Source organism: Candidatus Cloacimonadota bacterium (assembly GCA_021734245.1).
Classification (GTDB): domain Bacteria; phylum Cloacimonadota; class Cloacimonadia; order Cloacimonadales; family TCS61; genus B137-G9.
In genome coordinates, this window is the sequence record JAIPJH010000003.1 from 15,365 (window position 1) to 33,509 (window position 18,145).

General features: G+C 36.7%; 14 protein-coding genes. 3 read left to right on the top strand and 11 right to left on the bottom strand.

Going from position 1 to position 18,145, the window contains the following annotated elements:
* Positions 1 to 3 precede the first annotated feature (3 nt).
* The 3 genes from K9N40_00985 to truA are packed head-to-tail and all read left to right on the top strand — an operon-like array spanning position 4 to position 4,080.
* Positions 4 to 2,691: a tetratricopeptide repeat protein gene (locus tag K9N40_00985; protein ID MCF7813034.1), complete on the top strand. Its 2,688-nt coding sequence runs from the start codon at positions 4 to 6 to the stop codon at positions 2,689 to 2,691.
* A 13-nt stretch (positions 2,692 to 2,704) separates the two neighbouring features.
* On the top strand, positions 2,705 to 3,343 hold the full coding sequence (locus tag K9N40_00990; protein MCF7813035.1) for a hypothetical protein: 639 nt from the start codon (positions 2,705 to 2,707) through the stop codon (positions 3,341 to 3,343).
* Positions 3,331 to 4,080: a tRNA pseudouridine(38-40) synthase TruA gene (gene truA, locus K9N40_00995; protein MCF7813036.1), complete on the top strand. Its 750-nt coding sequence runs from the start codon at positions 3,331 to 3,333 to the stop codon at positions 4,078 to 4,080. The genes K9N40_00990 and truA overlap by 13 nt, the downstream gene beginning before the upstream one ends.
* A 65-nt stretch (positions 4,081 to 4,145) precedes the next feature.
* Here truA and K9N40_01000 read toward each other — a convergent pair whose 3' ends face one another.
* The 11 genes from K9N40_01000 to K9N40_01050 all read right to left on the bottom strand — a co-directional run bounded on the left by K9N40_01000 (position 4,146) and on the right by K9N40_01050 (position 18,143).
* Positions 4,146 to 6,254, bottom strand: coding sequence for a T9SS type A sorting domain-containing protein (locus K9N40_01000; GenBank protein ID MCF7813037.1), 2,109 nt, complete (start codon positions 6,252 to 6,254; stop codon positions 4,146 to 4,148).
* Between the two features lie 44 nt (positions 6,255 to 6,298).
* Positions 6,299 to 7,324: a PorV/PorQ family protein gene (locus K9N40_01005; protein ID MCF7813038.1), complete on the bottom strand. Its 1,026-nt coding sequence runs from the start codon at positions 7,322 to 7,324 to the stop codon at positions 6,299 to 6,301.
* A 13-nt stretch (positions 7,325 to 7,337) separates the two neighbouring features.
* Positions 7,338 to 10,358 carry a hypothetical protein gene (locus K9N40_01010; protein MCF7813039.1) on the bottom strand — a complete coding sequence of 1,007 codons (3,021 nt, stop codon included), beginning with the start codon at positions 10,356 to 10,358 and terminating at the stop codon, positions 7,338 to 7,340.
* A gap of 23 nt (positions 10,359 to 10,381) precedes the next feature.
* Entirely contained in the window at positions 10,382 to 11,017 is a 636-nt protein-coding gene (locus K9N40_01015; protein MCF7813040.1) for a TonB family protein, read from the bottom strand.
* A 7-nt stretch (positions 11,018 to 11,024) separates the two neighbouring features.
* Positions 11,025 to 11,432, bottom strand: a complete 408-nt coding sequence (locus K9N40_01020; protein ID MCF7813041.1) for a biopolymer transporter ExbD — start codon at positions 11,430 to 11,432, stop codon at positions 11,025 to 11,027.
* Between the two features lie 9 nt (positions 11,433 to 11,441).
* Positions 11,442 to 11,858, bottom strand: coding sequence for a biopolymer transporter ExbD (locus K9N40_01025; protein MCF7813042.1), 417 nt, complete (start codon positions 11,856 to 11,858; stop codon positions 11,442 to 11,444).
* A gap of 11 nt (positions 11,859 to 11,869) precedes the next feature.
* On the bottom strand, positions 11,870 to 12,685 hold the full coding sequence (locus K9N40_01030) for a MotA/TolQ/ExbB proton channel family protein (GenBank protein ID MCF7813043.1): 816 nt from the start codon (positions 12,683 to 12,685) through the stop codon (positions 11,870 to 11,872).
* Positions 12,686 to 12,718: 33 nt separating this feature from the next.
* Positions 12,719 to 15,772, bottom strand: coding sequence for a carboxypeptidase-like regulatory domain-containing protein (locus tag K9N40_01035; protein MCF7813044.1), 3,054 nt, complete (start codon positions 15,770 to 15,772; stop codon positions 12,719 to 12,721).
* 99 nt (positions 15,773 to 15,871) lie between these two features.
* Positions 15,872 to 16,693, bottom strand: coding sequence for a lipoate--protein ligase family protein (locus K9N40_01040; GenBank protein ID MCF7813045.1), 822 nt, complete (start codon positions 16,691 to 16,693; stop codon positions 15,872 to 15,874).
* Positions 16,694 to 16,960: 267 nt separating this feature from the next.
* Positions 16,961 to 17,860 carry a sugar kinase gene (locus tag K9N40_01045; protein MCF7813046.1) on the bottom strand — a complete coding sequence of 300 codons (900 nt, stop codon included), beginning with the start codon at positions 17,858 to 17,860 and terminating at the stop codon, positions 16,961 to 16,963.
* Between the two features lie 31 nt (positions 17,861 to 17,891).
* Positions 17,892 to 18,143, bottom strand: coding sequence for a hypothetical protein (locus K9N40_01050; GenBank protein MCF7813047.1), 252 nt, complete (start codon positions 18,141 to 18,143; stop codon positions 17,892 to 17,894).
* Positions 18,144 to 18,145: the final 2 nt, after the last annotated feature.

The following is an 18,145-nucleotide window of genomic DNA, read 5'->3' on the forward strand; positions in this document are numbered from 1 at the left end:
TTAATGAAAAGAATTGGCTGGATGGTTTTCATTATTCTGATGCTGGCATCGGGATGCGTGTATTACAACACCTTTTTCAATGCCGAGCAATATTTCAAGCAGGCACAGGAAACAGAATTGAGAGACAATGGAAAACCAACCGCCAGCGCAATTCAAAACTACAACAAAACCATCAAAAAATGTGGTATTGTTCTTACTGATTATAAAGACAGCAAATATGCAGATGATGCGCTGTTTTTGATGGCGCGCTGTTTTTATTATATTGGAAGAAATTATACTCAAGCTATCAAACATTTTGAAGATTTGATCGAGTTCTATCCCAATAGTGAATTCATTCCTGATGCTAGACTTTACATTGCCAAATGTAATTATCAATTCCGCCGTCAGGAAGAAGCATATGAACTCTTGAAAGAATTTCTGCAGGATCCTGAAATGAAAAATCACTATCCCAAAGCTTTGAAGATCCTGGCTGACTTTCATCTGGAAAATGAAGATTATGTAAATGCAGATTTTTATTTGAACAGATTAATCGAGAACTTCCCAGATTCTGATGAATATGAAGATGCTTTTTTTCTGAAAGGCAAAGCTCAATATGAAGCGGGAAATTATGCCGCTTCCAACGAAGTATTTAACTCTTTGCTAAAATCCAATGTTCCCAGAACAATGAAGCTTGATGCAAGATATTATATTGCCAGGAATCATGTTCTTCTGGACGAAGCAGAAACAGGATTGAAAATTTCCAATAAACTTCTCAAAGATGAATATCGAGAAAATCATATTTCCAAGATCCAGCTTCAGAAAGCTCGCAGTTTGAGTGGAGTAGAAAGAAATGATGATGCAATTGCTTTGTTTGAAACAATCGTAGCAGATAATAAAAGAACTGAACTTTCCGCTGAAGCATTATTCTTTCTGGGAGAACTTTATTTCAATAATCTTCACAACTACGAAAAAGCTATCGAAAATTATAATGAAGTTAAGAAAGAATATAATCAATCGGAATATGTGGAACAGGCTGTTACCAAAAGTGCTGTTGCCAGTCAGATAATTCAATTCAATAATCCTGATTCAAATATTGCTGTAGAAGATCTGGTTCTGCAACAGTTTAAATTAGCAGAATTCTATATCGAAGTTCTGGATATGCCGGATTCTGCACTTTATGTATATGATTACATAATTTCTCAGAAAAATGATCTTATCGCAAGACTCGATTCGATGGAAACCAAACTATTGCAGGAAAAAGCAGTTTACGATTCTCTCAAAAATATAGCAGCTTCGGAAAATGATTCTATTTTGGTAGATCAAGCTTCGACTGACACCTTGATGATCGTTGAATTGGCCCAAATCGATTCTCTTTCCCAGCAAGAAGAAATAGCACTCGACAAAACTAAAACTGAAGAGATCTCAAAAGAAGAATCACAGAAAGAAATAGCTCAGAAAGATTCTCTTTTGAATGAAGAAATTGCATTATCCGATTCTTTACTGAATTCTGTTTCTACAGATTCTACAAGTACCGAAAAGCAGAGTATCCAAGCTCTTCTGATGCAGCAGGAAGCAAATGTAAATTCAACAGAACTCTATATCGAAAGAGCCAAAGAAGATATTAAAAAATATGATTCAGAATTTATTCCATTCGCACAATTCATAAAGATCTGGCTCTACAAAAATGTTTATAATGATTCATTGAAAATCAATGAGGTTTATCAAAAGATGCAGGATGAACATCCTGAAAATAAATATACTTATGCTGCAAATCTGATGATCCACGATAAAGATGTGGAAATTATTACAAAAAAAGAAAAAGAAGACCTTGCAGAATATGCAGATGCGATTGAACCACTTTCTATTCAACCGGAAATTGCTGAACTCAAATTAGAAAAAATTGCTGCCGATTCCTTGCACACATACAATCTTAAGGCAAAATATAGTTTAGGCTATTTGAATCATTTTGTATTTCAAGATACTACAAAAGCCAAAGATTTTTACAATTTTGTATTGGAACATGATGCTGAAAATGTTTACAAACCTACAATCAATAAATTCTATGTAAATAAAGAATTCCAAACACTGAGCCGTTTACCAAAAGTAGTTGCCCTGGAACAAAAAGAAAATCAGCAAAAAGAAGAAGAAACCAAAACTGAAGAAGAATTAGATCAAAAATCTGAACAATCCGAGAAAGAAGAAACCGAGAAACTAAAACGAGAAGAAGCAAAGCAGAAGGAACAAAAAGAAAAGACATCCGAACCTGAAAAGCTGAAAGATAAAACAGATGATAATAAAAAAGAACTGAACAAACAAGAACCAGATAAGCAAGAAGAACAAACAAATGAAGAAGAACAGGAAATTCAAAATCCTGCAAAAGAAGAACAGCAAGAAATTCTGCAACCACAGAAAGAAGAACAAACAAATGAACAGCAAAACAAAAACGAAAGCGAAGAAACCAAACTTAAAGATGAAGTTCCTGAAACTGAGAATGCAGACGAAAAATCTGGGGACAAAGAAGTGGAAATAAAATCTGAAAATAAAAACAAAGAAAATCCAAAAATAGATAATGAAGAAGCTGTTTCCGATTCTACTGGAAATAAAATAAAACAGAATTCCACTGACAGTTCAACCGGCAAAAAGAATAATGAAGATCAAGAAAACGAAGATACCGAAACTGCCGAAGAAACAGCAGACCCAGCAGAAAATTAAATAATATTTGATAATGAAAAGCCCGATCCTGTTTCGGCAACATGCATTGGTCAAACTTCTTTATGTAATCATTCAAACACTCATCATCTCATTTTCGAACATTAATTTCTTTATAATTCTAACCGTTTTCAATCTGTTTTTTTTTTTAATTCTACAACCATTAATAATAAAAAATTGGATCTTCACAATTATAAAACTGCTGCCATTGTATATTTCCATACTTGTCTTCAGTTTAATATTCACTACACCTTTTCTGCAGCAACTCTATCTATTGGGAAGGCTCTCTCTGATCCTGTTATTATCAGTTTTTCTGGTAAATACATCCACTATTTACTCGTTTGTGGCAGACACGGTTTTTCTAAATAGATTTAGATTCACTTCCGATGTCAGATATTTTTTGGTAGCCGTCATTTTTTTTATTCCGGAAATGGTTGAGCAATTCAAACAAGCAGCAGGCAGGAAACTATCTATATCTGGAATTATTGGTATTTTTGAGAAGAGTTTAAACTCCATACAGAAAGTAGAAGAAAAAGCTGAGAAGAGTATAGATGATGAAGCCAGAAAATTTGATCTTATCTCAAACCTTACTCTAATCTTAATGATGTTTTTAATTGTATTTTCATATTATAAGGATATTTCATGCGTTATTTAGCAAAAGTAAGTTATGATGGCACCAATTTCGTTGGCTGGCAGATTCAAAAGACAGGTAGAACTGTGCAGGCAGAAATAGAACAGGCATTTTCACAAATTGCTAAGAATAATATTCCTGTAGTTGCAGCTGGTAGAACTGACTCGGGAGTTCATGCATTTGGACAATACTTTCATTTTGACTTGCAAAATAAAATGACCACAGATCAGATAAGATTAGCTCTTCAAACCAAACTGGATTTTGATATAAAGATTATTTCTATCTGGAAGGTCACAGATGAATTTCATGCCAGATTTAAGGCCCAAAAAAGAAGCTACAAATATTTTATTGCAAAAGAGAGAACTCCTTTCAATAGATTCTACAAAAGCTATTTTCCAGGAATATCTTTGGATTTTAATAAGATCCAAAAATGTTTGTCATATTTTATTGGGGAACATGATTTTACTTCTTTCAGCAAATTCAATCCTGAAATTAAATCAACTATTTGTGAAATACAGGATTTTAATCTAATTGAAACCGATGAAGATTATGTTTTCATAATTTCTGCAAATCGATTTTTACATAATATGGTAAGGCGCTTGATCGGTACTATAATCAATGTTTCAAGAACTGATGTTGATCCTGAAATCATTATAGAATTGATAGAAGCCAAAACTACTGAGAATAAACTGATAACCACTGCACCAGCAGAAGGTTTGTATTTGTTTGATGTAGAATATCCAAAGAAATATTTTTTGTAGAATTTGTTTTATAAAGCAAAAAAGGGGCATTCGAAAATGCCCCTTTAATTATTTCACCAGCTGAATTATTTCAGAAGGATCATTTTACGTGTGCTTGTGTAACGTCCACCAGCTTTCATTTTGTAGAAATAAACACCACTGGAAACGTTTCTGTTGTTGGCATCTTTACCATTCCAAACAACTTCATGATGACCAGCTTCTTTGTATTCATCTACAAGAGTAGTAACTTTTTGTCCTTTCACGTTAAATACTTCGATTGTAACATCACCAGCTTGGCTCAGGCTATAATCGATATTAGTAACTGGGTTGAAAGGATTTGGATAGTTTTGAGAAACATTGGCTATCTGTGGAACAACTGTGTTGTTATTGCTACCGCTGTTATCACCAAAGAAAATCTTCAGTGCAGCATAAGTCATTGTACCACCAAGATTTTCTCCATGTCCTTGAATAGATGAACCATAACTATTGTCATCTAAGAAGAATAAGTGAACCATTCCGTAACCATCACCAAGATCTTCAATTTCATCACCTGCATAAATATAACATGGGATCATTCCATCAAGTTCTGGTGCATAATTTGTATCATCAGATTTTGCGTTGAAGATAATTGTTTCTTCCCAGGTTTGTCCGTCATTACCAGAAACAGAAATTGCAACTTCTGGATATTCTGCCCAGTCTTCGTATCCTGGTTCTGGAACGTTACCAAGACGTGATTTCAGACCTTCTGACCAAACAGCAGCCAGCCAGCCCTGATCTTGATTTGTTGCCATATGATATGTATTTTCATGGAAAGCTACACCATTATCAAAGTGATAAATTGGCCAGCCGTCAACCCACATAGCATAACCATCTGGATCAAATTGATCAACTACACCATCTTCGTCCAAATCCCATGGTACCATTGGATTATTATCATTAGGATCTGCACCTTCAAGGTAAATATCTTGGAAACTGAATTCTTCAGTTGTCAGATCGAATGTATACATCTTGGGATACATAAGTGGAAGATCTGGATACCAGGAAGATGGATGAAGCATCATATTCATATTTCCAAGGAACATCAATTTGTTGTTATTTTCAGCAAATACGATGTTTTGGTGGTTACACAGATATGGTTCGAAATAGATCTCATGTGGCTGACCTGTATCAGGATCTACAAACACATAAGTTCCGTCTTGATTTTGAGGATTATCTACGTCAAATTCTGCTTGTCCTTCGTAGAATGTGAAGTCACCTTCACCATAGTTGTCATTATAGAATACATACATTCTGTCTGGTGTTGTAGAAGTTTCACCATCTGTAATAACATAGCCCATAAAAGCTACTTTACCATCATCGGAAACTACCATACCACCATTGGGTCGCATCCATTCAGGATTACCCATGTGCCAGTCATCCATTTGTGGAATTGTAAAGTATGACCAATCCAATTCTGATTGCATATTGAAGTCGTTTACATCAAAATCGGCATAAGCAACCAACTGGTTTTCAGATGGACTTCCTGTGGGGCTGTCATCAGAGTTATTTGCTTGCACATAAACTCTTCTTTTTCCAGCTACAGGAGAAGGTCCGATATGAGTATATGGCCAGATGAATTCATCAGCAGGAGCATTTGGTCCCATTGTATCGTCAATAATTACAAATGGAGTTTTCCAAAGTCCTGGAGAGCCAAGATGATACATGTCATAAGTACATACAACTTCAAGGTCAGCTGATCCTGTTTCCACGTTTACGTGCCAGGCAACAATAGGATCACCTGTTTCAGGATCGATATCCACACCAGAATAACCTTCGTGAATGTCGTCAGTACCGATGGTGGCAACGTTTGTCAGGTTGCCGTTAGCATCGATATAAGCATAATACTCTCTACGAGTAGATGCAGCTGTTTCGCGTGCATGGAATGTAATATAGATTCCACCGCCAACAGCTTCTGGCTGAATTCTGATTGGAATACTGTTATAACTACCTGGTTGATAGTCATAATAGTTTGTCAGAATTCCCACTGGATCACGATAAAATTCCCAATCTGGAACTGGACGTGAATTGTTTTCATACACCTTAGGTGCTTTTACTCCATGAAAGGTTTCCTCATTACGTGGAACTTCTTTCATCAGGTCCGCAAACAGCGTACCCATTAATACGACAAGAGCTAATAATACAATAGCCTTTTTCATTTTTCCTCCCTTTTTTTTGTGCTACATAAATTTATTCTTTTCTACTAGAAAAAGAATTTCAATGATAAACGGTGAGGAGTTTTGATAAAACTCTCTGTTAGATCACCGTAATTTGAATAAGCATAATCCAGATCGATCACAGCAAAGCTGGTAGGAATAGTCCAACCAAATCCAAACGAATAAGTTGCTGCATCCAATTCAAATTGATAACCGGAACGAATTTTAAATGTGCCAAGTTTATATTCGAGACCGGCATTATACGTTTCTCTTCTGTCTACACAGTTGTCCAGTTGAACAGAACCAATAAGTGACTGATTGTCAGCACGGAAAAGATCTCCGGAAATTGCCAGAGAGAAGTTCATGGGAATTTTGAAGCCCACTTCTTCTCTATCTTCATCGATCAGACCATCACCATCGTTATCCAGAAGGTCAAAAGGATCTTCATCCGTCTGACCGTCACCATCGTTATCGATATCATATTTCAAGTCTGGACCGAAATTTCTTAGAGCCATCCCGATAGTAAGATTTTTCCATCCAGTATTATAAATAGAACCTAAATCTACAGAAACACCATTTACATCGTATTCATCCAGATTCTCACGCAGATATTTAGCTGTTATTCCAAATGAGAATTTGTCTGTAAAAGCATTCGAGTATGTAAGACCGGCAGAAATATCGCTACATGTAAATGTTTCACCTGTAGGACCAAATACTTCTTCTGTTGTTACATCCATATAATCCATATGAAGAACTGCACCACTAAGGGCAAATGTTCCCCAGTCTGTCACTTTAGAAGCTGCAACATATTCATAGCGAATACCTGCTACCCATTCTGTATGTGAAACAAAAACTTGATCAGTAGGTTTCAGAGCCAAACCTGCTGGATTCCAGAAAACAGAAGAGATATCATCGGTAACAGCCACATAAGCTTCACCCATTCCAATAGCTCTGGCATCAACGCCTATCTTAAGGAACTGCAGTCCAGCTGTTCCTGTTTTTGCAAAAATCTCTGCCGATAAGAGCCCGGGAATTATTATCAATACTAGCAAGAACCAAATGTATTTTTTCATGATTTACCCCTTCTTATTTAATTATGACAAACTTGCCGACTTTAATGTCGCCACTGTCGTTATCTTTAACCGAGAATAAATAAACACCTGGTGCAATGATCTGTTCATGTCTTGAGAGCAGATCCCAGGTAGCCATTCCACTGGGTGCAATACCCGATGAGGCAGCTTTACTGATAGTGATAATATCTTCTGAATATGCACCATTATGATCGATTGTATCTACCAGGTCTCCCGCCAATGTGAAAATCTTGATCTTACAATCTTCTGGAACGTTTACGAACCAGATTCTGCGGCTTCGGTCACCTTTTTCATCATTACTTCTTCTTCCATCAAAATCACTCTGACCTACATAAGGATTTGGAACCACATAAATATCGTCCATGTCATCTGCTGCAGATGGGCCAGGGAAGAATATCTTCATATTGCCGTCACGGCCAGATTCCAGAGAAAGTAAGTCCACACTAGGAATTCCTCTATCCCAGGCAGTTACAGAAATGTAATATTCAATACCTTTTGGAGGATTATTTATCGAAGCAGAATAATACCTTCTGGCCAAACGATCTTTTACAGCTTCCGGATCTTCCACACCATTTACCACATTATTTTCACCAAGGTGTTCTTCCAGAGGTATCAATCTGTCATCATAAATAGCAAGATAAACATCATCTCTCATATCGGGATGTTTGAACCAAAGTGATTGATCGCTAAAACTCCATGAATATATGTCACTGGGAATATCAGCAAACGATTTTGAGTAATCATAAATAGGGCTTCCATAAATTTTATCGCCAATTTCGTAAGGAACTAAATCATATAAGTCATCATAGCGATAGTAATTTGTATCTTCAGCATCAGCCACATTTTCTTCTGGAAGGCCTTTATCTTTGTACCACATGGAACCGCTGCCGCCAAAGTATTTATATTGATCTTCACCAATATTAGTTTCATAATCTGTTAAATCTTGATTTGTATCTTCTTTATCCCATCTATCCTGCAGCACCCAATATTCTTGTGAGCCACTTCCAGAGCGACTCCAAACCGCGTAGCCCTGGAAATCATGACGAAGTCTGTATCCCGTCCAAGGATTAATAATGCCATTAGGATTCCAATTTGTAACTATCGGTGCTCCTGTACTGTCATAAGGTGCAAATTCTTCGGGGAAGTAACCATAAAGTGCTAACTGATCGTCATACTTTCCTACGTAACTATCTAAATTTGGATAAATATCTTGCCATCCAATATCTTCATTTGGAACAGTTTTTGTATCGATATTTTCCATTTGAGATCTATTATCCCAATAAACTGTTATTGAATTTCCAGCCGCATCCATTTCAGCATACATATTTGGAATTGTGGGTGGTTCTGGCGCTTGATAATGAGGAAGTGTGTCAGGAAGAATCACTTCTACCAAGTTTTGTGGATTTTCGTAAATATCTTTTGCCCAAACAGCCTGAGTTTTCAGTTCTGTAAGGCTTTCGCCCGGGAATATAGCAATAACGATCTTCATTGTTTTCCCAGGTGACAGGTTCCATGAACCATCTGTAGGATCGTTCAATCCCTGCATATCTCCATAAAAAGCAAACAGATATCTTGTATCGTCAGGAGCATCCAATTGGGAACCTGGATCATCACGAAGTGAGATATAGGTTCCAGAAGCCGGATTCTTGTTTGTAAGCAGCCAGTATTTCTGATTTGCAGTTACTCCAGATGGGGAAACGTTCAGGGGATCTCCATCATCCGGTCCATCTCCACGATTCCAATACCAGCAGGCAAATTCCAGCTGTTCCGGGTCTGGCGTACATACACGCGAACCAACCAGACCAGTAGTCAAGCCATTGTCTCCATCAGCATCATAAGTATAAGCGAACTCAAATCCTTCACCAGGAACGTAACTGCTGATGTCGTCAAGAGATCTTGTATCGCCATCATAAGCTTGAGGACCAACGTCGGAATCCATATAAATACCCATTGCACAGTCAAAAAGTGTGTCAACAGGATTCATATTGGTAATGTTGAATTCTACATAAACAAGATTTTTAATATAATCATAACTCCACTGATAACTCATCTGGCGAACTCGAATGTTCAGTTTTTCAGCATCACCATGATTGTTACTAGAAGAGCTTCCACCCCAGTCTCTTTCTCCAGAAGTTCCAAAAGGACTATAATCATAATAAAATGAAATAAAATCCTGTTCAGAAATGGGATAACCGTCTTCATCGAAAAGGCCGTCATTATCATCATCATTCACTTCGCAGAAATTAAAATTGTCATTTCCGTTATAAGAAAGATCTACAAATCCCAGAGGATACCAGATATCAGAATAAGAATCAATTGCTGCCAAATCCTCTTCTGTGGCATTTGCTATGAAGTTTCCACCCAAATTTCCAAACACTTCCGGAATGCCATTTTCCAGAGTTCTCAGTGGAAATGCATATCCTACCGGATCTTCATCGATCAGTCCATCACCATCATCATCTACTCCACGACGGTGCTTTCGTATAGATGCCGTCATAATGGTATCAACAACATTATACTGACTGTAAAGAGTTCCCAGGGTTGATGTTTCCAAGGGATTGTAAGCAGGTAAAAATTCATAAAGGTCGGCATCGCCGTCGAAACCAACCGTAGTCAGTGTATCGACAACCAGCTGCATATCATCTGTCCAGTCTGGATGGCTGCTAGGAATGCAGTCATCACGATCTGTTGGTTGATCTTCTATCCAGTAGAGCTTTTCACCAAAAGCATTTCTACGGATTTTTTTAGCTCCAAACCACAAAGCTCCCTGATAAAGATAATCAATAGCGCTTCCACCAGGATATTCCAGTGATGGCCATTGCGGCTGGATGTCATCTCCTGAGCCGAAGAAACCATAGTTACTTACGCGCAACCAGATATTACCGACATTATGATATTTGATAAGGTCGAATTTTTTACTGGCTCCACCACCGTCTACAGATCTGGCAATGAGAAATCCTCCGCAAAGGATAAGCACAATCAAAATCAAAATTAATTTTGAGTTCAGTAATTTCATATATTTCCCCCAATTTATTTTTATTAATCTAAATAAAATCCTACTGGAAACGTAACCCAACAGGCAACAGGTTTTCCACCGCTTTTTGCAGGTGAAAATTCCCATTGTTTCACAGCATCTACAGCAGCCTGATCTAAACCGCCAGGACCTGACATGAGCGACTGTTTAACTTCAACAGCACCAACAGATCCATCAGTGAACACTTCTACTTCCAGCCAAACATCACCCTGAATACCACTCTTTTTGGCAAATTCAGGATAAACTGGTGGAACTTTTCGAATTGGAAATGGTGCTTCTTCGTAAACTACGAATTTAGAAGTTTTACCTATAATATTTTCTTGAATTTCTTCGTATGGATCCAAAGTTGTTTTTTCAATTGTATCAATAATTTCTATATCTTCGTCTTCTTCACCTTCCAGATCATCTTCCACCACGATTTGAACTACCGGTTTCACAGTTTCTTCCGGAGGTTTGATCTTTTCCTTGATCTCTGGTGGAATTTCAATAGTTTCAGTAATTGTAATTTTTCGTTCAAAAGGTTTTACTTCAATTTTTGGTGAAACTATGAAAGCAAAGAGAACAATTAGAATAGCCAAGCTTACAGCTTTATCGTAATAGCTGTCGGCAATATCTTTCCAATCTATATTCTTGTTGTTCATACATCACCTACCTTTTTAGTTTCGCTTCGAAAGAAACCCGTAAAGTTTCAGCTTCCCGAAGTTGATTCATGACGTCCGACATGATACCATAATTAGTATCTTTATCTGTTCTGAAACAGGCAATCACATTAAAATCTTCCATCAATTTTTTCTGCATTACATATTTCACATCAGGAATCGATACGATCATGTCATCAATTGATATAGTTCCACTCCTGCTAACGTATATGGTAGCAGAGTGATTTCTGGGTATTTTTTGGATCATTTCTGCTTTGGGCAGCCTTACGTTCAAACCTTTCTCTCTTACAAACACAGTGGAAACCATGAAGAAAAGAAGAAGCAGGAACGCTATATCCGACATTGAGGCTGTCGGAATCAGTGTTTCAGGCCGCGCTGCTTTTTTAATTTTTGCCATAGTTCCTTCCTAATTTGTAGATAGAGAGATTTTTTCAGCTCCGGCTGCTTGTAAGCGATCCAGTGCTTTTACCATATTCTGGTACTTGCTTTTTCTATCTGTTTTTAATGATACCACCATATCCGGATTATTGAAGACTATTTTTCTTACTTTAGATTCAAGTTGGTTCATCGATACAGTTTCTTCGCTGTCTTTTGTTTTAAGGGTAATAACTCCATCAGCATCAATCCAAACTTTAGTGATATTTTCTTCTTTAAGTCTTACTTTTTTGTCAGCTTTCTGACTGGCAGCTGGTAGATTTATACCCAAACCCTTTTTGATATCGAATTTGGTAGTAGAAAGAAAGAAAACAAGCAGCAGAAAAGCTACATCAGACATTGATGCAGTGGGAATTCCTCCCATATCTTTTCTTTTTCTGCGCAGCATTCTACCTCCCTTTATTTATGTTCTACCAATGTTTCAACTAATTTTTCTGATCCTCTCTGCATATCCATTACAAGACCATCAACCATTCCCAGAAACATATTATTGAAAAACTGCATAGGAATAGCCACAGCCAAACCGGCAGCAGTTGTGATCAGAGCTATTTGGATACCTGTAGCCACGATTGTAGGTTCTACTTCTCCAGCAGCCGCAATATCACGGAAAGCTCGGATCATACCAACGATTGTTCCAAAGAAACCAAACATAGGAGCGAGATTGATAGTAGTAGATAGTGGGATAAATCCTTTTTCCAGGAATGCCATTTCGATAACTCCAGCGTTTTCAACAGCTTTTTCAACTGCTTCCACACCTTTGTCCACTTTTAGAAGACCTGCATGTAGAATGGCTGCAACCGGTCCCTTTGTAGATTCACAGAGTTTCACGGCTTCATCATATTTTTTATTCTGAAGAAGTGGTACTAACTTATCCAGAAAATCTTTCAAATTAATCTTTGCATAGCTCAATGAAATAATTTTCCAGATAATTGTAGCTACACCCCAAATTACCAGAAGTAATAAGGGATACATTACAAATCCACCCTGAATAAAGAGATCAACTAAACCACTTCCGACAATTTTACGGGCAAACATTTCCAACCCGCTGGTTTGAGGTGATTCTTCAAATGGCTCCTCTGCTTCTTGTGTTACCTCATCCGTTACTACTTCTTCAGCAGTTTGATCTGCTGTTTCTTCCTGTGCATAGGCAAGTGCTGTAAGCAGAAAGTTTGCCACTGCCATCAATAATAAGATCGTTAAGAATCTTTTCCTCATTATTATATCCTCCTAAATATTTTTTTAATTTAATTAGAAATGGAATGAAATTCCAAATGTATATGTACGACCCTGATCAACATTTGCAGGATTTTTTGTTGATAAGTCGTGAACATATTGTACTTCTTCAGATGTGAACCCAGTCGGATCACTGATATCTGCACCATCATAATATGGTGAACCTGTGATAGGATATACGTTTCTTACATTTCTGCGATTGAACAGGTTATCGATACCGAAATAAGCTCTAAGATATAGTTTTTCTGTAGATTGAGATAATTTGATTTTCTTTGTTAATCTTAAATTAGCCTTTTCGTAATGTGGTTTAAGCTTGCTGTTTGTTTCCAGAGCATTTCCTTCCACAGTTGTAGGAGTGTAGGGAGTTCCACTAGTTATGTTGTAGTTGAAGTTTGTAGAAAGGTCGTTTGTAATGAATTGTGGAACAGCAAAATCTGTGAATGGCACATAAAAATCTTCACCTCTTTGAACTCTGAAAGTAACATTGAAAGTAAAGTTATGTCTCATATCCCAATCCAACGGAAATTCACGCAGATCAGTTGTTTCAGATTGAACGACATCATCAGAGTTATTTCCAAAAGCCCAGGCAAGAGAATAAGAGGCAGATCCCATGATAAACGAAGACAATCTCTTTTCCAGGTTGAAGTCAATTCCTCGGGCACTACCATAATCTTGAGAATCCCATTCCAACCAGGTTACATTATCGTCAGTTTCACTTTCCTTTTGAACTAAACTTGGATAATTGTAAATATTCTTGAAATATGCATTAACATCCATTACAAAATCGTCACTCAGCTGTTTTTGCAAACCTACTTCATATGTTACAGTAACTTGAGGTTCCAAGCTTGGTTTACCAACCTGAACCGGCACATTACTTGTAACAGCATCTTGCTCTGTGTAGGTAGTAAAAATATATTGCATCTGTGGTAATTGGTTTTGATAATTGTAGGCAAAGTGTAATACGGAAGATTCAGAAATTGGATGAGAAACACCAAGCCTCGGGGAAACAAGCATCTGGAATCTTTCATCTTTATCAAATTCTTCCCATCGTTCTATTCCACCGTTTTTGATGATCTTATACTTTTCACCAAGATACCAGAAATCTAATCTTACACCTGCATTCACGATCATACCTTCCCATTCCATTTTGTCTTGCAGATAATAGGCTGCCTGGTATGGATTTGCTTCGTAACCATCAGTTTGGCCGGAAGCAAAAACAGTTGCATTGTAATAATCGTCTAAATCATAAGTATTTATAGTAAAATATTCATCTAATTCTTCACCAGCAGGTTCTTCATACATATTTGAATTGTAATATATATAATCAGAATTTTCTTTCTGACTCAAATTATATGTTGCGATGTAATCATCAATCTCGTCTTCTGTAAGATCAGAAAAATCATAGAACCAGTAGGCAGGATCTGAACCATTTAAAAAATCTTGATAACGAGTTTCATCAACCGTCCAAGGGCTGATAACCTGATTTTTCTTTATATCGTGCCTTATAAATTCGAAACCGGTTTTAAAACCATGAATTTCATTGTATTGATATTCAAAATCTGATCTCAGAGTTAAGATGCTATTCTCATCATCCTGGAAAAATCCATAAATTGCTCCGGGACGGACAAAATTAGTATAACTGCCCAAAGGTTCTTCAACACCACTCGATGTGAAAATCGTCCAAGGATAAATACTTTCATTTCCCAGTAATCCCTGCTCATCTGTTAAGTAATCAATACCGGAACAATCATAAAGTTGATTTTCAGCAAAATAATCAAAATTGGCTTCATCCTGAACAAAAAAATCATCCAGGCTAATTCCTATAGGTTTTCTTTGAACATCTTTTGAATAGTAACTTGCTTTTATTTTTAAGTTAGTTTGAGAATTGAAAGTATGATCATAAGTTGTTACAAATTGTTGCTGGGAACTTTCGTAATGCTGATAATGTTCCATAGCATATTTCCAGAAATAATTGAAAACATTATATTCAGCTTTGTCTCCACGAGCAGCGAAAGTAATATTTGATGTAGGACTGAATTCATATTTCAGTTTAATATTTGCGTTATAGTCATTATAATTTCTATTTCCAGTATCAAACCCCAGGATATCATCACGAGATGCATATGGATCATTCTCTTCAAATGATTCAACAGTAAGATATTCTAACTCTTCATTAGGATCATTTTTATAGTGTTTCCAATATCTGGAATCTGACCAACTTCCAACACCATTTAAGAAGAAGGTAAATTTCTTTTTCAGATCTTCACCAGCAAATGGAATTACAGGCCCGCCAAAGGCAAACTTTGTTTCATCATTATTGGAATGCAAAGTTCCCGGGATTAGATGGTCGGAAGATGCTTCAATTTTTCCAGAATAAATTTCAGAACCAGATTTGGTTATGATGTTTACGATTCCAGATTGGGCATTTCCATATTCGGCAGTAAAACCACCGGTTTTCACATCGGTCACTTCTACTGCATCCATGTCAACAGTAAGAGCAGATCCACCATCGACAGGGTCAGAAACTGACATTCCGTCTACAGTATAGGCTACTTCGTTGGAACGTCCACCCCTGATATGAAGTTCACCATTTTGTTCGGTTACACCAGCTTGAATAGCAATTACACCTTCCAAATCATTAACAGCTACATCTTCAATATCATTAGTATTAATGGTTCGACCAGAGTTTGTTTTGGTCTTTTGAACCATTTCGATGGCAGCTTCCGTAACTGTAAAACCTTCGATCTCAACAATATCTTTAGAAAGCTCAAAGTTAAGAATTGTTGTTAAATCCAGGTTGATCTTCACACCTGTTACACGCTCAGATTGAAAACCTTGTCGCATACATACTATGTCATATTCTCCAGGTGGAATGTTTATGATTATATAAGTACCTTTGTCATCTGTTTGTGCACCAATCTCCTTTCCTTCTAATACCACATTGGCAAAAGGCACAGCATTACCGCTTTCATCGGTTACTTTACCTGCAAGTTTACCTGTGGTTCCAGCAAAAAGTGATGTGCTTACAAACAGTGTTACTAACAGCAAAAAAAGAATTCTTTTTAGCATCAAATTCTCCCCCTATGATTATAATTTATGCTTCAAACAAAAACATTATCGAGAAAATTCGTGTCAATTTTTTTTTGGACACTTTTTATTTTCTCTATCTTATTTTCTTTTATTCCACTCAGCTGTCAAGTATTTAGTCTTAACTAAATTCTCTACAACATTTTCTTCTTTCGAACTAAGCTTTTCTGAAATAATAAAATTATCATTATTCCAGTGTTTTTCAAATCCTATTGTAAAGCCCAAAACAGCATCCGAAAAGGTTATTGGTGTATCTAATATCTGATTTAAAGCTACTGTTTTCTTGGCTAAGTATTTTGCCAGTTTATTTCTTTTGTCAGTATCAATATTAGGCATCAGGAAAGCTAATTTACTTTGATCATGATCAAGCAGAATTGAGCCATGCTGAAGAAGAACACCTTCTTTTCTTACTTGAGCACTTCCTACGATTTTTCTTCTATTATAATTCAGTTCAAACCTGGAACTGCTGGCAAAACAAGGATTTACATCCTGTCGCTGATGAGATGATGATAAACTCCCTTTTTCAAGTTCTACATTTACGCCAATTATTCTAAAACCTGTTGCCAGAGCTTTACTTATCTCATAATAACTTTCGCTAACATTGCCGCCGAGCTTCCCTTTACAGCGTGCAATTATCGAATAAGTGACTTCATCTTCATGCAAAACCAACCGACCACCTGTCGGTCTTCGCACAAAGCCATATCCCTGTGCTGTCACCAAATCTAAATCTACCTCTTTGGAAATGATTTGATTATAACCGCATGAAACTGTTGGAGGTGACCAATCGTAGAAGCGAATAGTTGGCAGTGAAGTTCCACTGATTACTCCTTCCATAACTGCTTCATCGACAGCCATATTTTCTGCCGATCCCATTTTGCCTGAATATAAAATTCTCCATTTCATAGCAACTCCAATTTCACATCGATCATTTCAAAATAATTTCCAAAATCCTCCACTCTATCATCAAAATAAGATGCAAATTGCATTCCTTAAATTTGAATCGGGGAGTTTGAAACAAAAAGAAAGATCTGAAGTTTTATCAATTCTTTGCTGCATATAAAGTTAAAATTGTGACACAAAGAAATATTTTACCTTTTATGGGAAACATTAAATTTCATCTTTCTGCTGAATTCTTTCAACAATATGTGGCATTTTGTTCCGCATAAAACTCTATTTGAAAGAAACATATTTTTGCAGTGATCCTGCTCTTGCTTCGATCTTCTTCAGTTCGATTTTTGATAGTTTATTCAAACTGAAATCTTCTACACAAAAAGAAGCAGTGATAGTTCCAAGCTGCATTGCCTTTTTGAAACTTTCTTTATCAATCTTTCCTGCTTGAGCCAAATATCCCAGGAAACCCCCAGCAAAAGAATCTCCCGCTCCAGTTGGATCGATAACATCAAATATTGGATAAGCCGGACAATAAAAAAGAAAGTCCTCTCCAAATACAAAAGCTCCATATTCTCCGCGTTTACAAACAATTAATTGTGGCCCATATTCCAAGGCTTCTTTGGCAGCTTTCAGAATATTTTTTTCAACCGTTAACATTCTTAATTCATCTTCGTTAATAAAAAGAACATCGATTTTTTTGATAACTTCTAACAATTCACTTCGCTTACCATTTATCCAGAAATTCATTGTATCCATTGCTGTTAGATCAGGATTTTCAACTTGCTGCAGAACTTCCAATTGAAGAACAGGATCGATATTTCCCAGAAAGATGTATTTTGTTTTTCTATATTCTTGAGGAATTATTGGATCAAAATCGGCAAAAACATTCAATTGAGTATCCAGCGTTTCCGCGCAATTCATATTATTATAATTTCCTTTCCAGAAAAAAGTTTTACCTTTTCTTGTCTGCAATCCAGAAGTATCTATTTCCTGATCCTTAATCAATTTCAAATATTCGGCTGGAAAATCTTCTCCTACTACTCCCACGATTCCAGGTCTGCAAAAATACCGGGCTGCCATTGAGGCATAAACAGCAGAACCACCCAGTACGCGATCTACTTGGCCATAAGGAGTTTTAACTGCATCCAGAGCAACAGAACCGACAATTACAAGATCCATAATTATTCACTCCTCAGTTGTACAAGTTCCATTATTCATTCCTTTCATTATGCAATTTCAGATCGGATTGATTGTCATCTTCCACCTGAGATTTGTGTTGTTCATATCTTTTTTGCATCATTTCATATTTTTTGGCACGGAGCGATCCGAAATAGCGAATAATCATGACAACAAAAACCAGAGCCAGGATACGAATTATAAGATTGAACCAGGAATTAGTTTTCTGTTTTCTGCGTTCGTGTATTCTTCTTTCCAGTTCTTCTTTAAATTTATTGTAAGACATTA